Source organism: Ensifer sp. 38_S197 (assembly GCF_056924495.1).
In genome coordinates this window covers 362,087-380,217 of record NZ_JBXOVZ010000002.1, presented here as the reverse complement: position 1 = coordinate 380,217, position 18,131 = coordinate 362,087, and the positions used below count along the sequence as shown (strand labels likewise).

14 protein-coding genes are annotated in these 18,131 nt (G+C 63.7%); 12 read left to right on the top strand and 2 right to left on the bottom strand.

All coding sequences use genetic code 11. The annotated features are described in order from the left end of the window. The first annotated feature begins 74 nt into the window (after positions 1-74). From AC1Z3V_RS15120 to xylB, 5 genes are all read left to right on the top strand, one after another. The gene (locus tag AC1Z3V_RS15120) at positions 75-1,283 is read left to right on the top strand and encodes an HlyD family secretion protein (protein ID WP_483500103.1); all 1,209 of its coding nucleotides are present in this window, start codon (positions 75-77) and stop codon (positions 1,281-1,283) included. Positions 1,284-1,428: 145 nt separating this feature from the next. Further along, positions 1,429-3,018 (top strand): DHA2 family efflux MFS transporter permease subunit, encoded by a 1,590-nt coding sequence (locus tag AC1Z3V_RS15115; protein WP_429813058.1) that lies wholly within the window; start codon positions 1,429-1,431, stop codon positions 3,016-3,018. 199 nt (positions 3,019-3,217) lie between these two features. Beyond that, the gene (locus AC1Z3V_RS15110; RefSeq protein ID WP_483500102.1) at positions 3,218-4,291 is read left to right on the top strand and encodes a metallophosphoesterase; all 1,074 of its coding nucleotides are present in this window, start codon (positions 3,218-3,220) and stop codon (positions 4,289-4,291) included. A 144-nt stretch (positions 4,292-4,435) separates the two neighbouring features. Then, a complete protein-coding gene (locus AC1Z3V_RS15105; protein ID WP_483500100.1) occupies positions 4,436-5,473 on the top strand; it encodes a LacI family DNA-binding transcriptional regulator in 1,038 nt (345 codons plus the stop codon). A gap of 62 nt (positions 5,474-5,535) precedes the next feature. After that, positions 5,536-6,990, top strand: coding sequence for a xylulokinase (gene xylB, locus AC1Z3V_RS15100; protein WP_483500099.1), 1,455 nt, complete (start codon positions 5,536-5,538; stop codon positions 6,988-6,990). Between the two features lie 38 nt (positions 6,991-7,028). On the opposite strand, the gene AC1Z3V_RS15095 is transcribed toward xylB, so the two are convergent. Then, on the bottom strand, positions 7,029-7,391 hold the full coding sequence (locus AC1Z3V_RS15095; protein WP_483500097.1) for a nuclear transport factor 2 family protein: 363 nt from the start codon (positions 7,389-7,391) through the stop codon (positions 7,029-7,031). A gap of 142 nt (positions 7,392-7,533) precedes the next feature. Here AC1Z3V_RS15095 and xylA point away from each other — a divergent pair, with 142 nt between their 5' ends. The 5 genes from xylA to AC1Z3V_RS15070 all read left to right on the top strand — a co-directional run bounded on the left by xylA (position 7,534) and on the right by AC1Z3V_RS15070 (position 15,039). Continuing rightward, complete coding sequence (xylA, locus tag AC1Z3V_RS15090) at positions 7,534-8,844, top strand: xylose isomerase (RefSeq protein ID WP_483500095.1); 1,311 nt, start codon at positions 7,534-7,536, stop codon at positions 8,842-8,844. Between the two features lie 382 nt (positions 8,845-9,226). Further along, positions 9,227-10,738, top strand: coding sequence for a methyl-accepting chemotaxis protein (locus AC1Z3V_RS15085; RefSeq protein WP_483500093.1), 1,512 nt, complete (start codon positions 9,227-9,229; stop codon positions 10,736-10,738). 314 nt (positions 10,739-11,052) lie between these two features. Next, the gene (locus AC1Z3V_RS15080) at positions 11,053-12,105 is read left to right on the top strand and encodes a sugar phosphate isomerase/epimerase family protein (RefSeq protein ID WP_483500091.1); all 1,053 of its coding nucleotides are present in this window, start codon (positions 11,053-11,055) and stop codon (positions 12,103-12,105) included. 233 nt (positions 12,106-12,338) lie between these two features. Further along, positions 12,339-13,520, top strand: a complete 1,182-nt coding sequence (locus tag AC1Z3V_RS15075) for a Gfo/Idh/MocA family protein (protein ID WP_483500089.1) — start codon at positions 12,339-12,341, stop codon at positions 13,518-13,520. 151 nt (positions 13,521-13,671) lie between these two features. After that, entirely contained in the window at positions 13,672-15,039 is a 1,368-nt protein-coding gene (locus tag AC1Z3V_RS15070; protein ID WP_483500087.1) for a GH1 family beta-glucosidase, read from the top strand. Between the two features lie 59 nt (positions 15,040-15,098). Here AC1Z3V_RS15070 and AC1Z3V_RS15065 read toward each other — a convergent pair whose 3' ends face one another. Continuing rightward, complete coding sequence (locus AC1Z3V_RS15065) at positions 15,099-15,968, bottom strand: NAD-dependent epimerase/dehydratase family protein (protein WP_483500085.1); 870 nt, start codon at positions 15,966-15,968, stop codon at positions 15,099-15,101. 414 nt (positions 15,969-16,382) lie between these two features. On the opposite strand from AC1Z3V_RS15065, the gene AC1Z3V_RS15060 reads away from it, so the two are divergent. Both AC1Z3V_RS15060 and AC1Z3V_RS15055 read left to right on the top strand, forming a co-directional pair. Beyond that, positions 16,383-17,465: a methionine ABC transporter ATP-binding protein gene (locus AC1Z3V_RS15060; protein WP_483500083.1), complete on the top strand. Its 1,083-nt coding sequence runs from the start codon at positions 16,383-16,385 to the stop codon at positions 17,463-17,465. Beyond that, positions 17,455-18,120, top strand: a complete 666-nt coding sequence (locus AC1Z3V_RS15055) for a methionine ABC transporter permease (protein ID WP_429813089.1) — start codon at positions 17,455-17,457, stop codon at positions 18,118-18,120. The genes AC1Z3V_RS15060 and AC1Z3V_RS15055 overlap by 11 nt, the downstream gene beginning before the upstream one ends. The last annotated feature ends 11 nt before the right edge of the window (positions 18,121-18,131 follow it).

Genomic DNA, 18,131 nt, shown 5'->3' with positions numbered 1-18,131 from the left:
AAGGCCTTATGTCAAGTTCCGATCGAACCGAACGGTTCAGTTCGTTCATCAATCTTTAACCAGGCCGGTGCCCAATGTCCGCATCCCACACATCCAGCGCTGCTCGCGTCCGTCCGGTCGACGAGGATTTTGAAGTGCAGCAGGAAACCGCGCTTGAGGCAAAGGCGCCCGCCGCGGAACAGACCGCTGTCCAGGCCCCTGCAGAAGCGGTGCAGCCGCCGAAGAAGGCGCGCAAGCCCATTCTCCCCGTGCTCGGTCTGGCGCTTCTGGCCGCCGGAGCGTGGTTCGGCTACGACTGGTGGACCAATGGCCGCTTCATGGTCTCGACCGATGACGCCTATATCGAGGGCGACATCGCGACGATCTCGCCCAAGGTCTCGGGTTACGTCGCCAAGGTCGACGCCGTCGCGAACCAGAAAGTGAAGGCCGGCGATCCGCTCGTTACCCTTGACGATGGCGACTACCGCATCGCCGCCGAGCAGGCGGAGGCAAAAATTGCCACCCAGAAGCTGGCACTCAGCCGTTTCGATGCGCAGATTGCCGGCGCGAAGGCGGGCCTTGCCCAGACCGAAGCGCAGAAGAAGGCTCTGGAAGCGACGGTGCGCGGTGCCGAGCTCGCGCAGAAGCGCGCCAGCGACCTCCAGTCCAAGGCCGTTGGCACCGTCGCCTCGCTTGACAATGCAGACGTCGCGCTCGATCAGGCACGGGCAAACCTTGCCGGCGCCGATGCCAACATCGCTGCCTCCAAGGCGAGCATCACCGTTCTCGAAGCGCAGCGCACGGAAGCGGAAAGCGAGATCCGCTCGCTCGAGCTTGCGCGCGACAAAGCCAATCGCGACCTCGGCTTCACGGTCCTGAAGGCACCCTATGACGGCGTCGTCGGCAACGTCGCGGTTCAGGTCGGCGACCTCGTTTCTGCCGGCCAGCGGCTCGCCGCCCTCGTTCCGGTCGACCAGCTCTATATCGACGCCAACTTCAAGGAGACCCAGATCGCCCATCTGGTGCCGGGCTCCAAGGTCAAGGTCCATGTCGACGCCTATGAGGACCACGCGATCGAAGGCACGGTTGCCTCGATCTCGCCGGCCTCCGGCTCGGTCTTCTCGTTGCTGCCGGCGGAAAACGCCACCGGCAACTTCACCAAGGTGATCCAGCGCGTGCCGGTGCGCATCACGCTGCCGGCCGACGTGCTGGCCGAAGGTCACCTGCGTGCGGGCTTGAGCGTCATCGTCGATGTCGACACCCGCACGGCACCGGATGCGACGAAGGTCGCCGCTACCAAGTAGGCGGACGAAATGCCGGCGCGCCCCTGGGCGCGCCTTACTGTCGAGAGCGCGCCACGGAGCGCGTTCAAGTCCGGAACGCCGGCGCGGCGAAATGCGCATGTCCAGAACGCTCGCGCCAGCGGCGCCCATGCAAGGAGTGGCTGAGATGGCCGCAACGGCAACAGCAGGTTCGGTGGCGGCCGCCGCACCGAAGGTCGAGGAACATATGGACCCGAAGAGGCTGATCGCCTTCTTCGCCATGGTCGTCGGCATGTTCATGGCGATCCTCGACATTCAGATCGTCTCGGCTTCGCTTGCCGAAATCCAGGCAGGCCTCTCGGCCGGCTCGGACGAGATCGGCTGGGTGCAAACCTCCTATCTCATCGCTGAAGTCATCATGATCCCGCTGTCGGGAACGCTGGCGCGCATCGTCTCGACGCGCGTCCTGTTCTCGGTTTCGGCGGCAGGCTTCACCGCGGCGAGCGCGCTTGCGGCGACCGCGACCAACATCGACCAGATGATCGTCTACCGCGCGATCCAGGGCTTTATCGGCGGCGGCATGATTCCCTCCGTCTTCGCCGCCGCCTTCACCATCTTTCCGCCGTCGAAGCGCAACGTCGTCTCGCCGATCATCGGCCTGATCGCGACGCTGGCGCCGACGATCGGCCCGACGGTCGGCGGCTACCTCAGTCACGCCTTCTCCTGGCACTGGCTGTTCCTAGTCAACGTCATTCCCGGGATCATCGTCGCGACGCTCACCTGGAGCTTCATCGACTTCGACAAGCCGGAACTCGGCCTTTTCAAGAAGTTCGACTGGTGGGGCCTGGCGTCGATGGCCGTCTTCCTCGGCGCCCTCGAATACGTGCTGGAAGAGGGCAATACCAACGACTGGTTCAACGACGAGCATATCGTCATGGGTGCGGTCGCCTCGGCGCTGGCGGCGATCGTGTTCTTCTACCGCGCCTTCAAGGTGGAGTTCCCGGTCGTCGACCTCAGGGCTTTTGCCAACCGCAACTTCGCCTTCGGCTCGATGTTCTCCTTCGTGATGGGCATCGGCCTCTACGGCCTCACCTATCTCTACCCGCTCTATCTCGGCCGCATTCGCGGATACGATTCTTTGATGATCGGCGAGACGATGTTCGTCTCGGGCCTTGCGATGTTCTTCACCGCGCCGGTCGCCGGCATACTCTCGGGCAAGCTCGATCCGCGCGTGCTGATGACGATCGGTTTCACCAGCTTTGCCGGCGGCACCTGGATCATGGGCCACCTGACGGCCGACTGGGATTTCTACGAGCTGTTCATTCCGCAGATCCTGCGCGGCGTCGGGCTGATGCTCTGCATGGTGCCGATCAACAACATCGCGCTCGGCACCATGCCGCCGGCGCGCATGCGTGGCGCATCCGGTCTTTTCAACCTGACGCGCAACCTCGGCGGCGCGGTGGGGCTTGCGATCATCAACACGATCCTGACCCAGCGCCAGGACTTCCACTATGCGCGCCTTGCCGAGCACGTGCAGTGGGGCAATCCGGAGGCGATGGAGCGGTTCGGCAACCTCGCTGCCAGCTTCAATGCGCACGGCCTCGACGGCACGACGATCGCAATCAAGCAGCTTGCCGCCATGGCGCAGAAGCAGGCGGTCATCCTGTCCTTCAGCGATATTTTCGTGCTTCTGACGGTGCTGTTTTTGTCGCTGATCCTCGGCGTGATGATGATCAATAAGCCACAGGGCGTCGGCCCCAGCGGCGGCGGCCATTAAAGCAGGATAATGGGCCAAGGCGGCCACTATCATTGCCCATGAGGGACAAGGAAGCGGGCGATCGCGTCTTCCTCGTCCCCATGCCGAGCGTCTGCGCGGTTTACGCAAGGCACGCCTTGCGGCACACTTCCGTCGACGGATATCGAGGGGCGGCGGTATGACGGAGCTGGTTTCGGCGGCAATTTCGCGGCGGTCTTTCATGACGGGTTTCGCCGGCTTCGGGTTAGGGCTTGCGGCCTCCCGCAGCCGCGCAGCCGCTCCGGCCATCGATGCGACATTCCTGTTCTCCAGCGACATCCATGCCTGCCTCGTGTCGATCGAGGGGCTTGCGCCGAATTGCGCGGCGGAAGGCAAGACCGACGCCAACCTGTTGCGCCATGTGGCGGCGCTGAACGCCGTGTATGCCCTGCGCTGGCCGGCAACGGTCGCGGACAAGCCGAGCGGACTCGCAAGCGGCGGACGGCAGATCGGCAAGCCACTCGGCCTGGTGCTTGGCGGCGACATCACCGACGATGGCGGCGGCCAGGTGCGCCAGCCGCGCGAAGGGCGGCAACTGCAGCAGTTCTCCAGCCGCTACCAGGAAGGGGCGGGAAATGATCGCGTCCACATGCCCGTCTTTGTCGGGCTCGGCAATCATGACCTCGACCAGGACGGCACGCCACCGCATGTCGACTGGTATCGCCGCGAGCTGCGTGACTATGTCGAGCTCAACCATCGCCAGACGGTCTTCTACAAGCCGCCGGTGCCGGTGACCAACTACGACCCGCTCTCGGATTGCTACTCCTGGGACTGGGGCGGACTGCATCTCGTGCAATTGCAGCGCTTCGGCGGCGACGAAAACAAGGGAGCGGTGAACGCCTTGCCCTGGCTGAAGCAGGATCTCGCGGCCTATGCCGGCGATGGCCGACCAGTGATCCTGTTCCAGCACTATGGCTGGGACGCCTTCTCGACGGAGGTCTGGGATACGAAGTTGAAGACCTTTGACGACAACGGTGACGGCAGCCCGCATTGGTGGAGCGTCTCTCAGCGCCAGGCACTGCTCGACACCATCAAGGGCAGCAACGTCATCGGCCTGTTCCACGGGCACCAGCACGAATCGGCAATGATCTACCGACAGAACGGGCTCGACATCATCAAGCCGAAGGCGGCCTATATGGGTGGCTTTGCGATCGTGCGTGTCACGGACGGCTTCATGGATGTGGTGCTTGCCGAGGCTGGCGAGCTCCATGGCGAAGTCGTCTTTACCGCGGCCTTCAGCAAGCGCCTCGGATAATCCGGGAAATACAACCTAAATCAAACAGTTAATGCGTGTAATCCGCTGGATCGGGTCGGGGCGCGGAGCTCTGTTTTCCGCCTTCTGCAGATTCTTGATTTACGTACATCAAAAAATCCTCTAAAGGCAGAGCCCGGAGGAAACATGCGCCCGACAGTTCACGATATCGCTGCCGAAGCGGGGGTCAGCCTCGCGACCGTCGACCGGGTTTTGAACAATCGGCCCGGCGTGCGTGCTGTCACCCGCGACAAGGTCGAGCGCGCCATTGCGACGCTTGGTTATGTACGCGACGTCGCCGCCGCCAATCTCGCCAAGAGCCGCAGCTACCCGCTGGTCTTCATTCTGCCCGAGGGCGACAACACCTTCATGCGTGGCCTCGCGACCGAGGTGGAGGCGGCAAAGGCGCGCTCGGCAGTCGAGCGCACAGCAATCACCGTGCTCTCCGTACCGGCCTTTGATGCGGCGGCCCTTGCCGCGGCGCTGGAAAAGGCGCGGGCACTCGGCCCGGCCGGTGTCGCCGTGGTTGCGATCGATGCGCCCGAGGTGGTTGCGGCTGTCGATCGGCTTCGTGAGGACGGCATTGCCGTGGTGACGCTGGTCTCCGACCTGCCGGGATCGTCGCGGGATCACTTTGCCGGCGTCGACAACATCGCCGCCGGCCGGACCGCCGGCAGCCTGATGGGTCGTTTCCTCGGCAGTCGCGAGGGGCCGGTTGCGATCGTTGCCGGCTCGATGCTGGTGCGCGACCATCGCGATCGCCTCGAAGGCTTCAGCACGGCAATGGCCGAAAGCGCCCCCGGCCGCCGGCTTCTGCCGGTCGTCGAGGGCCATGACGATCCGACCGAGGTCGAGCAACTCGTCTCGAAGCTCGTCGCCGATCATGCCGGTCTCGCCGGCATCTACAGTCTCGGCGCCGGCAATCGCGGCCTGATCACGGCACTCGAAAAGGCCGGGCGTCAGAGGGATGTTTGCGCCATCGCGCATGAACTCACGCCCCATAGCCGCCGGGCACTCTCGTCCGGCACCTTGGACGCGCTGTTGAACCAGGATGCCGGTCATGAAGTGCGCAGCGCCGTCCGCGTGCTCAAGGCCCGCGCCGATGGTCTCGCCGTGATCGGAGCACAGGAGCGCATCCGCATCGAGATTTTCCTGAAGGACAACCTGCCGGTCGAGCCGGCGTAACGATTTGGAACGACGCAGTTCCAGATGGGAAGCCGGTCTGGAATTGCTCAATGGAGGCAAGCATGTATCTCGGACTGGATCTCGGCACCTCGGGCGTCAAGGCAATGCTCATCGATGGCGACCAGCGCATCGTCGGTTCGGCCTCGGGCGCGCTCGACGTCTCGCGCCCGCATCCCGGCTGGTCGGAACAGGATCCGGCAGACTGGGTGCGCGCGACCGAAGAGGCGATCGCCGGGCTGAAGGCGGCGCACCCGGCGGAGCTTGCGGCTGTGAGCGGCATCGGCCTCTCCGGCCAGATGCACGGCGCGACGCTGCTCGACGCCGACGATCGGGTGCTGAGGCCCTGCATTCTCTGGAACGACACCCGCAGCTTCCGCGAGGCGGCGGCACTCGATGGCGATCCACAATTCCGCGCGATCACCGGCAATATCGTCTTCCCCGGCTTCACCGCGCCGAAGCTTGCCTGGGTGCGGGCCAACGAGCCCGAAATCTTCGCCAAGGTGCGCTGGGTGCTGCTGCCGAAGGACTATTTGCGCCTATGGCTGACCGGCGAGCACATGTCGGAAATGTCTGACTCCGCCGGCACCGCCTGGCTCGATACCGGAAAGCGGCGCTGGTCGGAAAACCTGCTTGCCGCCACGGGCATGGACGAAAAGCAGATGCCGAGCCTCGTCGAGGGAACCGACCCGGCCGGGAAGCTGCGTTCGGAACTCGCGGCACGCTGGGGCATCTCCGGTGATGTCGTGGTTGCCGGCGGTGCCGGTGACAACGCGGCGTCTGCCTGCGGCATGGGCACGGTTGGCGAAGGGAACGCCTTCGTGTCGCTCGGGACCTCGGGCGTTCTCTTCGCGGCGAATGCGAGCTACCTGCCCAACCCGGAAAGCGCCGTGCATGCCTTCTGCCACGCCCTGCCGAACACCTGGCACCAGATGGGCGTCATCCTCTCGGCGACCGACGCGCTCAACTGGTATTCCGGCATAGCCGGGCGCAGCGCCGCAGAGCTCAGCTCGGAACTCGACGACACCATCAAGGCGCCCTCAGGCGTGACCTTCCTTCCCTATCTCTCGGGCGAGCGCACGCCGCACAACGACGCGGCGATCCGCGGCGCCTTCGTCGGGCTCGGCCATGAAAGCAGCCGTGTAGCGCTGACGCAGGCGGTCATGGAAGGCGTGTCCTTTGCCATCCGCGACAGCCTGGAAGCTCTTCGAGCCGCCGGTACGACGCTTTCGCGCGTGACGGCGATCGGCGGCGGCTCGCGCTCGCGCTACTGGCTGAAATCGATCGCAACCGCGCTCAATCTGCCGGTCGATCTGCCTGATGATGGCGATTTCGGCGCCGCCTTCGGGGCGGCCCGCCTTGGCCTCATCGCCGCGACGGGCGCGAATCCGGTGGCGACCTGCTTTGCCCCGCGCACCGCCGAAACCATCGCGCCGGAAGCGTCGCTGGTTTCGGCCTACGAGGAGACATATCAGCGTTATCGCCGGCTCTATCCGGCGATAAAGGGCACCGCGTCGTGACGACGCTGTGCCCCACGTCTGGCTCAATTGCCGGTCGCTCAGCGGGCCGGAACCTTGTCGAGAAAGCCGGTGATCGCCTTCAGGCGGCCGTTCTCGATCTGGCAGACATCGGTGCCCTCGATGACCGAGGGAACGCCGTCCGGGCCCAGCGCCCAGGAGAAGCGGATCGCGTCGGCATAGCCGTCCGCCGCACCCTTCAGCGTGAAGCGGAAGCCGGGAAACTGGCCGTGCACGCCCGCAATCAGGGCATCGATGCCGGCGTGGCCGTCGCCCTGCATGATCGGGTCGCGGTAGGCGACGTCGGCGGTGAAGGCCTTCTCGATCAGGGGCGCGCGGCTTGCGGCATCCGTCGTGTTCCAGGCGGCGATGTAGGCTTCGGCGATGGCGTTGAAGTCGTGCATCGAAGTGTTCCTTTCGTTTGGCGTTTCGATGCTTTCCGTATCGCCGGACGAGGGAATGAAACCAATTACCTTCCACGTAATGGCTGGACCCATCGGATGGACGATGTCGGCCGAAACCACTCTTGAAAGAGGAGCAAGACCCGTGAGCACAGGATTTTTCGGCGATATCGCCAAGATCAAGTATGAGGGACCCGAGAGCACCAATCCGCTCGCCTTCCGCCACTACAACAAGGACGAGATCGTTCTCGGCAAGCGCATGGAAGATCACCTGCGCTTCGCGGTTGCGTACTGGCACACCTTCGTCTGGCCGGGCGGCGATCCCTTCGGCGGCCAGACTTTCGAGCGCCCCTGGTTCAAGGACAGCATGGACGCGGCGAAGCTGAAGGCCGACGTCGCCTTCGAATTCTTCGATCTGCTCGGCGTTCCCTTCTATTGCTTCCACGATGCGGACGTGCGCCCGGAAGGCAAGACTTTTGCGGAGAACACGAAGAACCTCAACGAGATCGTCGATCACATCGAGAAGAAGCAGGCCGAAACCGGCGTCAACCTGCTCTGGGGCACGGCGAACCTCTTCTCCAACCGCCGCTACATGTCGGGTGCCGCCACCAATCCGGATCCGGATGTCTTTGCTTTCGCGGCCGCGACGGTGAAGACCTGCCTCGACGCCACCAAGCGTCTCGGCGGCCAGAACTACGTGCTCTGGGGCGGGCGCGAAGGTTATGAGACGCTGCTGAATACCGACATGAAGCGCGAGCTCGACCAGCTCGGCCGCTTCGTCAATCTCGTCGTCGAGTACAAGCACAAGATCGGCTTCAAGGGCGCGATCCTGATCGAGCCGAAGCCGCAGGAACCGACCAAGCACCAGTATGACTACGACGTCGCGACGGTCTACGGCTTCCTGAAGAACTACGGCCTCGAAAACGAGGTGAAGGTCAATATCGAGCAGGGCCATGCGATCCTTGCCGGCCATTCCTTCGAGCACGAGCTGGCGCTCGCCAATGCGCTCGGCATCTTCGGCTCGATCGACATGAACCGCAACGACTACCAGTCCGGCTGGGATACCGACCAGTTCCCGAACAACGTGCCGGAGATGGCGCTTGCCTATTACCAGGTTCTCTCAGGTGGCGGTTTCGTGACCGGCGGCACCAACTTCGATGCGAAGCTGCGCCGTCAGTCGCTCGATCCGGAGGACCTGCTGATCGGCCATATCGGTGGCATGGACTGCTGCGCCCGTGGCCTCAAGGCGGCGGCGAAGATGATCGAGGACAAGGCGCTCTCCGCTCCGCTCGAAAGCCGCTATGCCGGCTGGCAGGTGCCGGAAGCCAAGAAGATGCTCGACGGCGGCTTCTCGCTCGAGGAGATCGAAGCCTGGGTGCTGAAATCGGACCTCAACCCGCAGCCGAAGTCCGGCAAGCAGGAATTGCTCGAAAACGTCGTCAACCGCTACGTCTAAGAGCTTTCCTGAATTGGTTCGTGCGGCGGCTCCGAGTTCTTCGGGCCGCCGTTCGTTGGGAGGCTCTGCCACTGCAATTTGCATCTTCTGCGCGTAAAAAATCCATGACGCTTTCTGGTTGTTGCCGGCGCATGCGCTTGATGAAATTCTACATCCTATGATTCTGAAATGGTCTTGTGGCCGTGGACACACCGGGTGTCTTCGGCGATGTGAATGCTTGCGTCATCGAGTCTCAATCTTCGATAGCATAATTGACCATACACAATTTACAGTTATTTCTATATTATAATATGGTAAACCTTCGGTGCAGGGTGCGCCGTACCTTGAGCTGCAGCGGCCACCTCGTCACGCGTGCTGTCGCGGCGCCAGGGGAACAATCCGTATGACCAGCTTCGATTCGAAAACCAAACTTCTCAATGAGCGTCTGCAGTTCGTCGATCTCGATGACGCTCAACGGACCGCGCTTGCGCGCTCGCTGCCCGTTATTTCCGCCTCGCTCGATACGGCGCTGAACAAGTTCTACGCCAAGGCGCGCGCCAATCCGGAAACGGCGCGCTTCTTTGCCAGCGAAGCGCATGTGCAGGGCGCCAAGGCCAGGCAGGCCAGACACTGGGAATTGATCGCCTCCGCCAGGTTCGATGCGCAATATGTCGATGCCGTCACCACCATCGGCAAGACTCATGCGCGTCTCGGCCTGGAGCCGCGCTGGTATATCGGCGGCTACGCACTGATCATCGAATCCATCCTGAAGAGCGTCATCGAGAGCCACCTGAAAGGTTTCCTGCATCGCAACAAGGCGAAGGAGATCGGCACCGATGTGGCTGCCGTCGTCAAGGCTGCGATGGTCGATATGGACTATGCGATCTCCGTTTATCTCGACGCGCTGCAGGAGGAACGTGAACGCTCCGAAGCGGAGCGGCAGGTTTTGAACGGCCAACAGGAGGAAGCGCTCTCGGCGCTCGAAGATTGTCTGAAGCGCCTGGCCGACGGCGACCTGACCGCCGTCATTGCCAGCGAACTCGCACCGCAATTCGCAAGCCTTCGATCCAACTTCAATGCCGCGCTCGGCAAGCTCGACCAGACCTTCGGTGCGATCGTCGGGGCTTCCGAGGAAACGGCAAACAATGCCGGTGAACTGGTATCGGCCACCGACGACATGGCGCGGCGCACCGAGCAGCAGGCGGCCTCGCTCGAGGAAACGGCGGCCGCACTCGAAGAAATCACCACCATTTCCAAGGAAGCGGCGTCACGCGCGGAAGAGGCGCGGCGGGTCGTCGGAAACGCCACCGACGAGGCGCGCAAATCCGGCGCCATCGTCGAGCAGGCGGTGGCGGCGATGAGCGCGATCGAGGACTCGTCGCGCAAGATCACCCAGATCATCAGCGTCATCGACCAGATCTCCTTCCAGACCAACCTTTTGGCGCTGAACGCCGGGGTCGAGGCGGCGCGGGCGGGCGAGGCAGGCAAGGGCTTTGCGGTCGTTGCGCAGGAGGTGCGCGAACTGGCGCAGAAGTCAGCGGAAGCGGCGCGCGAGATCAAGGAACTGATCGACAAGTCGTTCGAGGACGTGCTGATGGGCGTGTCGCTGGTCAACAAGACCGGCGAGGCGTTGCATCACATTGGCGACCAGGTGATCAACATCAACGGTCACATCGACGCGATCGCCGGCTCGGCGCGCGAGCAGTCGGCCGGTATCGCTGAGATCAACACCGCCGTCACCAACATGGATCAGATGACGCAGCAGAATGCGGCGATGGTCGAGGAAACCAGCGCCGCGACGCATACGCTCATGCAGGTCAGTACCACGCTCAGGGGGCTTGTCGATCAATTCACCGTATCGGCCGGGCGGCAAGGGAAACCCAGCCTGGTGGCAACGAACCGGCGTTACGGATGACCGTTTGAAGAGAGCTACGGACGAGGGGAGGGGGCGCTTTGATGGCCCCCTTTTTCCTTGCCGCTGCCAGCGGTCCAGACGCTCAACTCACCGCTTCCGTGCGTTTGACGAGGCCTGTGGCATCGCGAGATGAAATCGATTACAAATCTTCCGCGAATCTGCGTCCTTGCCTGTTGCCCCGTGCCGAAAATCTGTTAGCTTCGGCGCCTGCAACGTTTCAGGTCTGTCCGTTTAAGCGGAAATCGGGTGTTTTGTACTTCCGATCGCTGACGGTCCGGGCGGGCCGATGCCGTTCCATCGGGAGGAAAATCGGGATGAAGACCATCAAGGGGCCAGGGCTCTTTCTTGCGCAATTTGCCGGCGATGCGGCGCCGTTCAATTCCTGGGACGCGATCACCAAATGGGCAGCGGATTGCGGCTACAGGGGCGTGCAGGTGCCGAGCTGGGATGGGCGGCTGATCGACCTGAAGAAGGCGGCGAGCTCGAAGGCCTATTGCGACGAGTTCGCCGGCACGGCGCGCGAAAACGGCGTCGAGGTGACCGAGCTGTCGACGCATCTGCAGGGCCAGCTCGTGGCCGTGCACCCGGCCTATGACGAGGCCTTCGACGGCTTTGCCGCCGCGGAGGTGCGCGGCAATCCCAAGGCACGGCAGCAATGGGCGGTCGAGCAGGTGAAGCTGGCGCTGACGGCCTCGAGGCACCTCGGCTTGAATGCGATGGCAAGCTTCTCCGGCGCGCTCGCCTGGCCCTTCGTCTATCCCTGGCCGCAGCGGCCGGCCGGTCTCGTCGAGACTGCCTTCGACGAGCTGGCGAGACGCTGGACGCCGATCCTCGATCACGCCGAGGACTGTGGCGTCGACATCTGCTACGAGATCCATCCGGGCGAGGACCTGCACGACGGCATCACCTACGAGATGTTCCTGGAGCGCACCGGCAACCATGCGCGCGCCTGCATGCTCTACGACCCGTCGCACTACGTGCTGCAGTGCCTCGACTATCTCGACAACATCGACATCTACAAGGAGCGCATCCGCATGTTCCACGTCAAGGATGCGGAGTTCAACCCAAGCGGACGCCAGGGCGTCTATGGCGGCTATCAGGGCTGGGTCAACCGCGCCGGCCGCTTCCGCTCGCTCGGCGACGGCCAGGTGGATTTCGGCGCGGTGTTCTCGAAGATGGCGGCCAACGATTTTGCCGGCTGGGCGGTGGTCGAGTGGGAATGCGCGCTGAAGCATCTGGAAGACGGCGCGCGCGAGGGCGCCGACTTCGTCAGGCACCACATCATCCGCGTCACCGAGAAGGCCTTCGACGATTTCGCCGGCGCCGGCACCGACGAGGCGGCGAATCGGCGCATGCTCGGGATCTGAGGATTTGCCCCTCTCCTCGGGTTTAACCCGAGGACTAACCCTCTCTCCGCAGGCGGGGAGAGGGACGCGGACTGCGGCGGACCTCGGATTGTTGAGGTGTTGCGGTCACAGGCGTGCGCGCGGGTGCGGCATATCCCTTCTCCCCGCGTGCGGGGAGAAGGTACCGGCAGGCGGATGAGGGGCAGATCGCACGACAAAAACCGAAGATACGAACGGAAACAGGGGAGAAGATTATGGCAATCGAAGGAACGAGCGAGAAGCGCGAGCGCCGCATCCGGCTCGGCATGGTGGGCGGCGGCTCCGGCGCCTTCATCGGCGCGGTGCACCGCATCGCCGCACGGCTCGACGATCACTATGAGCTGGTGGCGGGTGCGCTGTCGTCGACGCCGGAAAAGGCGGAAAGCTCGGGCCGCGAGCTCGGGCTCGATCCGTCGCGCGTCTATTCCGACTTCAAGCAGATGGCGATCCGCGAGGCGAAGCTGAAGGACGGCATCGAGGCGGTGGCGATCGTCACGCCCAATCACGTGCACTATGCCGCGGCAAAGGAGTTCCTGAAGCGCGGCATCCACGTGATCTGCGACAAGCCGCTGACCTCGACGCTATCAGACGCGAAAAAGCTGAAGAAGGCGGCCGACGACAGCGACGCGCTGTTCGTGCTCACGCACAACTATACCGGCTATCCGATGGTGCGCCAGGCGCGAGAGATGGTTGCCAATGGCGAGATCGGCGCGGTGCGGCTGGTGCAGATGGAATATCCGCAGGACTGGCTGACGGAGAATATCGAGCAGTCCGGCCAGAAGCAGGCCGCGTGGCGCACCGATCCCGCACGCTCCGGCGCTGGCGGCTCGACCGGCGACATCGGCACCCATGCCTATAATCTCGGCGCCTTCGTCTCCGGTCTCGAACTGGAGGAGCTTTCGGCCGATCTCGACAGCTTCGTTCCTGGCCGCCAGCTCGACGACAATGCCCATGTGATGATGCGCTTCAAGGCGAAGGATGGTGAACGCGCCAAGGGGCTGCTCTGGTGCAGCCAGGTGGCGCCCGGCCACGAGAACGGCCTGATGGTTCGCGTCTACGGCACCAAGGGCGGGCTCGAATGGACGCAGAAGGATCCAAACTATCTCTGGTTCACGCCGTTCGGTGAGCCGAAGCGGCTGCTCACCCGAGCCGGTGCCGGCGCGAGCGCGGCGGCAAACCGCGTCAGCCGGATCCCGTCCGGTCATCCGGAGGGTTACCTCGAAGGCTTCGCCAACATCTATAGCGAAGCGGCGCGCGCCATCTTCGCCAAGCGCAAGGGCGAAAAGGTCGATCCGGCGGTCACCTATCCGAACATCGACGACGGCATGAAGGGCATGGTCTTCGTCGATGCCTGCGTCCAGTCATCCAAACGAAATGGTGCCTGGGTAAAGGTGTAACGAACTGCCAAAACGCGGCGGAAGGGCGGGGCTTTCCCGCCCTTTTTCGCGAATTGACATTTGCAGGCACGACATTACAGCGGGCCCGCCAAAGGCGAGAAAGCAACGGGGTCCCGCTCGACGCGGGGCCGGAGCGAGACGAGACAGAGAGATGACCGATCCCAAGATCCTGGCCCAGCGCTTCCCTGGCGATTTCGTATTCGGGGTGGCGACCGCCTCCTTCCAGATCGAAGGCGCCACCAAGGCGGACGGCCGCAAGCCGTCGATCTGGGATGCCTTTTCCAACATGCCGGGGCGTGTCTTCGGGCGTCACAATGGTGATGTCGCCTGCGACCACTACAACAGGCTGGACGAGGATTTGGATCTGATCAAAAGCCTCGGCGTCGACGCCTATCGCTTCTCGATCGCCTGGCCGCGCATCATCCCGGAGGGTACCGGTCCGATCAACGAAAAGGGGCTCGATTTCTACGATCGCCTCGTCGACGGCCTGAAGGCGCGTGGCATCAAGGCCTTCGCAACGCTCTACCATTGGGACCTGCCGCTGGCGTTGATGGGCGACGGCGGCTGGACGGCGCGCACGACGGCCTACGCCTTCCAGCGTTATGCCAAGACGGTGATCGCCCGCCTCGGCGACCGGCTCGATGCGGTTGCGACCCTCAACGAACCCTGGTGCTCGGTCTGGCTCAGCCACCTCTACGGCATCCATGCGCCGGGCGAGCGCAACATGGATGCGGCGCTCCATGCGCTGCACTTCACCAATCTGGCGCACGGTCTCGGCGTCGATGCCATCCGCTCCGAGCGGCCGAGCCTGCCTGTCGGCATCGTCATCAATGCCCACTCGGTCTATCCCGGCAGCGCCAGCAAGGCAGACAAGGCGGCTGCCGAGCGCGCCTTCGACTTCCACAATGGCGTCTTCTTCGGCCCGATCTTCAGGGGCGAATATCCCGAGAGCTTCATGAGCGCGCTCGGTCACCGCATGCCCCTGATCGAGGACGGCGACATGGAGACGATCTCGCGGCCGCTCGACTGGTGGGGCCTCAACTATTACACGCCGATGCGGGTCAGCCACGATCCGGCGAAGGGTGCGGAATACCCGGCGACGATCAATGCGAAGCCGGTGAGCGAAACCAGGACGGATATCGGCTGGGAAGTCTATGCCCCGGCGCTTGGAGTATTGGTCAAGACGCTGAACGCGACCTACCAACTTCCGGAATGCTACATCACCGAGAACGGCGCCTGCTACAACACGGGCGTCGAGAACGGTGTCGTCGACGACCAGCCGCGGCTCGACTATATCGCCGACCACCTGTCGGTGACGGCGGACCTGATTGCCGAGGGCTATCCGATGCGCGGCTATTTCGCCTGGAGCCTGATGGACAATTTCGAATGGGCCGAAGGCTACAAGATGCGTTTCGGCATCGTCCATGTCGACTACGACACCCAGGTCCGCACCATCAAGAAGAGCGGGCACTGGTACAAGGCGCTCGCCGAAGAGTTTCCGAAGGGCAACCACGTCTGACGATTGGGACAGGTGGGGTCAACCCGCCGCCACCACCGAGCGATTCTCCGTCCGCAGCCTCACCGGCGAACCGGCAGAACTTCGAGGCTCTGTCGGTCGAGTTGGGCCAGTACCTCCTTGAAACCGTAGCGCGGCTTCCAGTCGAGCTTTTCGATTGCGGCACTCGGGTCGTAGACCCGATCGATCGTCTCCGGCAGCGCCCAGCCGCGATCGGCGAAGGCCTGGGACAGTTTTGGCGCCCGCTCGCGCAAGAGCCCTGCCGCATCCTCTGCCAGACGGCGGCAATCGGTGGGAAGCAGCGGTGTTTCGCCCGAGATGATGTAGCGCTGGAAGGCGGGGCCGCCATTGTCGAGCGCCGCCAGATGCGCCGCAGCCACGTCGCGCGCATCGATACCGCGGTGCAGGCGATAGCTTGCGACCCGGTCCGCAGCCTCCGGGAAAGAGCGCGACATGCGCAGCACCCGCACATGCAGGGCACGATCCGCGACGTTTTCGAGCAGGGCTTCGGACGCAAGCTTGGTGTGGTGATAGATCGTGTGCGGCTTCGGCGGCGTTTCCTCGGTGATCCAGGCGCAGCTTCCCTCCGCGACTGCGTGGCCATAGAGCGCGGTCGTGCTGGTAAAGACGATGCGGCCGACGCCCGCGGCCTGCGCCGCGGCAATCACCAGATGCGTGCCCATCACGTTGACGCGCTCGAACTCCTGATCGGCGACCGTATCGACGTGGGGCGCATGCAGTGCAGCCGCATGGATGACGGCATCTGCGCCTTCCATCGCGTGCTCCAGCAATTCGCCATCGACGAGATCGCCGACAACGGCCGTCGTGCCGAAGGGTATGCGGTCGATGCCGATTACGTCATGGTCGGCGGCGAGTGCGTTGTAGATGGCTCGGCCAATACGGCCCGAGCTTCCGGTCAAGACGATGCGCATGTTCTACCTCGTAACCCTGTTCCTGCCCGTTAGCATGAAACGAGATCGGGTGCAGTCCGTTCGAACAAGGATATCCAAGGCGGGGAATTGCCCGCTGCGGGCACGCGTGCAGCAAAAGAGCATGGTTTTGCCATTCTCGCGCCGATCGCGGAAAAACATGCCTGTGAAATCCAGCGGCAATTCTCCATAAGAGCCGTAGATTATGTCGCATGCGGGCCATGCGGCGCCAAAGTTGAACTGACTGGTTGCTTGATGATAGAGAAGTGCTCCCTGTTCCGAATGCGTTGTCGAATGTCGGCCTGACCGGACGCGCCTTCCATCCCGTCTTCCGTCGGGATCATGAGTTTTGAACATTCCGAGAGCACCTATGTATCCGCACATTTCGACTGCGCCTCTTTCGGGGATCTCCGAACGATGAGCGTTTCCGCCCAAAGTGCCGCGCCATCGGCTGACGCAGCCGTCGTCTTCGATGGCGTTTCCAAGCATTTCCCCGCCTCCGGCAGCAGCGGCGCTTTCACCGCGCTCGACAATGTCTCGCTGACGGTCGATCGCGGCTCGATCACCGGCATCATCGGCCGCTCCGGCGCCGGCAAGTCGACGCTGATCCGGCTGGTCAACGGCCTGGAAAAACCGACGGGCGGCAAGGTGCTGGTCAATGGCGTCGACGTCGGCGCGCTCGACGAGGCGGCGCTGCGGGCGCTTCGCCGTTCGGTCGGCATGATCTTCCAGCACTTCAACCTGCTTTCGTCGCGCACCGTGTTCGGCAACGTCGCGTTGCCGCTGGAAATTGCCGGCATGGACAAGCGCGCGATCGAACAGCGCGTGCGGCCGCTGCTCGATCTCGTCGGCCTTGCCGACAAGCATGGACGTTATCCGGCCGAACTCTCCGGCGGTCAAAAGCAGCGCATCGGCATTGCCCGGGCGCTCGCGACCGAGCCGAAGTTGCTTCTCTCCGACGAGGCGACATCGGCGCTGGACCCCGAGACGACACAGTCGATCCTCGAACTTCTGAAGCGCATCAATGCCGAACTCGGGCTGACGGTGCTGCTCATCACCCACGAAATGGAAGTCGTGAAGGCAGTGACCTCCGATGTCGCGGTCATCGATCACGGCCGCATCGTCGAGCGCGGTCATACCTTCGACGTCTTCACCCATCCGAAGCACGAGACGACGCGCGCGCTGCTTTCGGGCCTGGCGGGTTCAAAGCTTCCCGATGCGGTGGTCCGCGCCCTGAAGTCGCAGCCCGCCGCCGGCGACCGTGCCGTGGTGCGGCTCACCTTCTTCGGCGCTGCCGCCGAGAAGCCGCTGATCTCGCAACTGATCAAGTCTGTCGGTGCCGAGGTCAACATCATCGCCGGCACGATCGACGAGATCGGCGGCGCACCCTATGGCTCGTTGGTCGTCGCCTATGGCGCGGATGTGGAGACATCCGGTCGCGCCGAACGCTTTTTCACCGAAAACGGTCTGGTCACGGAGGTGCTCGGCTATGTCGCCTGATCTTCTGCTGCGCATCGGCAGCGCCACCATCGACACGATCTACATGGTCGCGGTCGCCGGCCTGATCGGCTCGCTGATCGGCATGCCGATCGGCATCTTCCTCGCCACCAGCGGCAAGGGTGAGCTCTTCCCGGCGCCGACGCTGAACCGCATCGTCGGGCTGATCGTCAACGCCACGCGCTCGACGCCGTTCATTATCCTCGTCGTTGCCATCATTCCCTTCACCCGGCTGCTCACCGGCACCTCGATCGGCACCAAGGCGGCGATCGTGCCGCTGACGATCGCGACCATCCCCTTTGTCGCGCGTCTGGTCGAAGCCGCGATCCGCGAGATCGACAAGGGGCTGATCGAAGCGGCGCGCGCCATGGGCGCAACGCCGATGCAGATCGTCTTCAAGGTGCTGCTTGCCGAAGCGCGGCCGGCGCTGACGCTGGCGCTCACCATGACCGCCGTTAGCCTCATCGGCTATTCGGCGATGGTCGGCGCCGTCGGCGGCGGCGGACTCGGCGACCTCGGCATCCGCTACGGTTACCAACGCTTCATGCCCGACGTGATGCTCGTCGTCGTCATCGTGCTGATCGTGCTCGTGCAACTCGTCCAGAGCGCCGGCGACGGCCTGGCGCGGCGCTTCGACAAGAAGAACCGCAAGACCTGACTTCCTCCCAA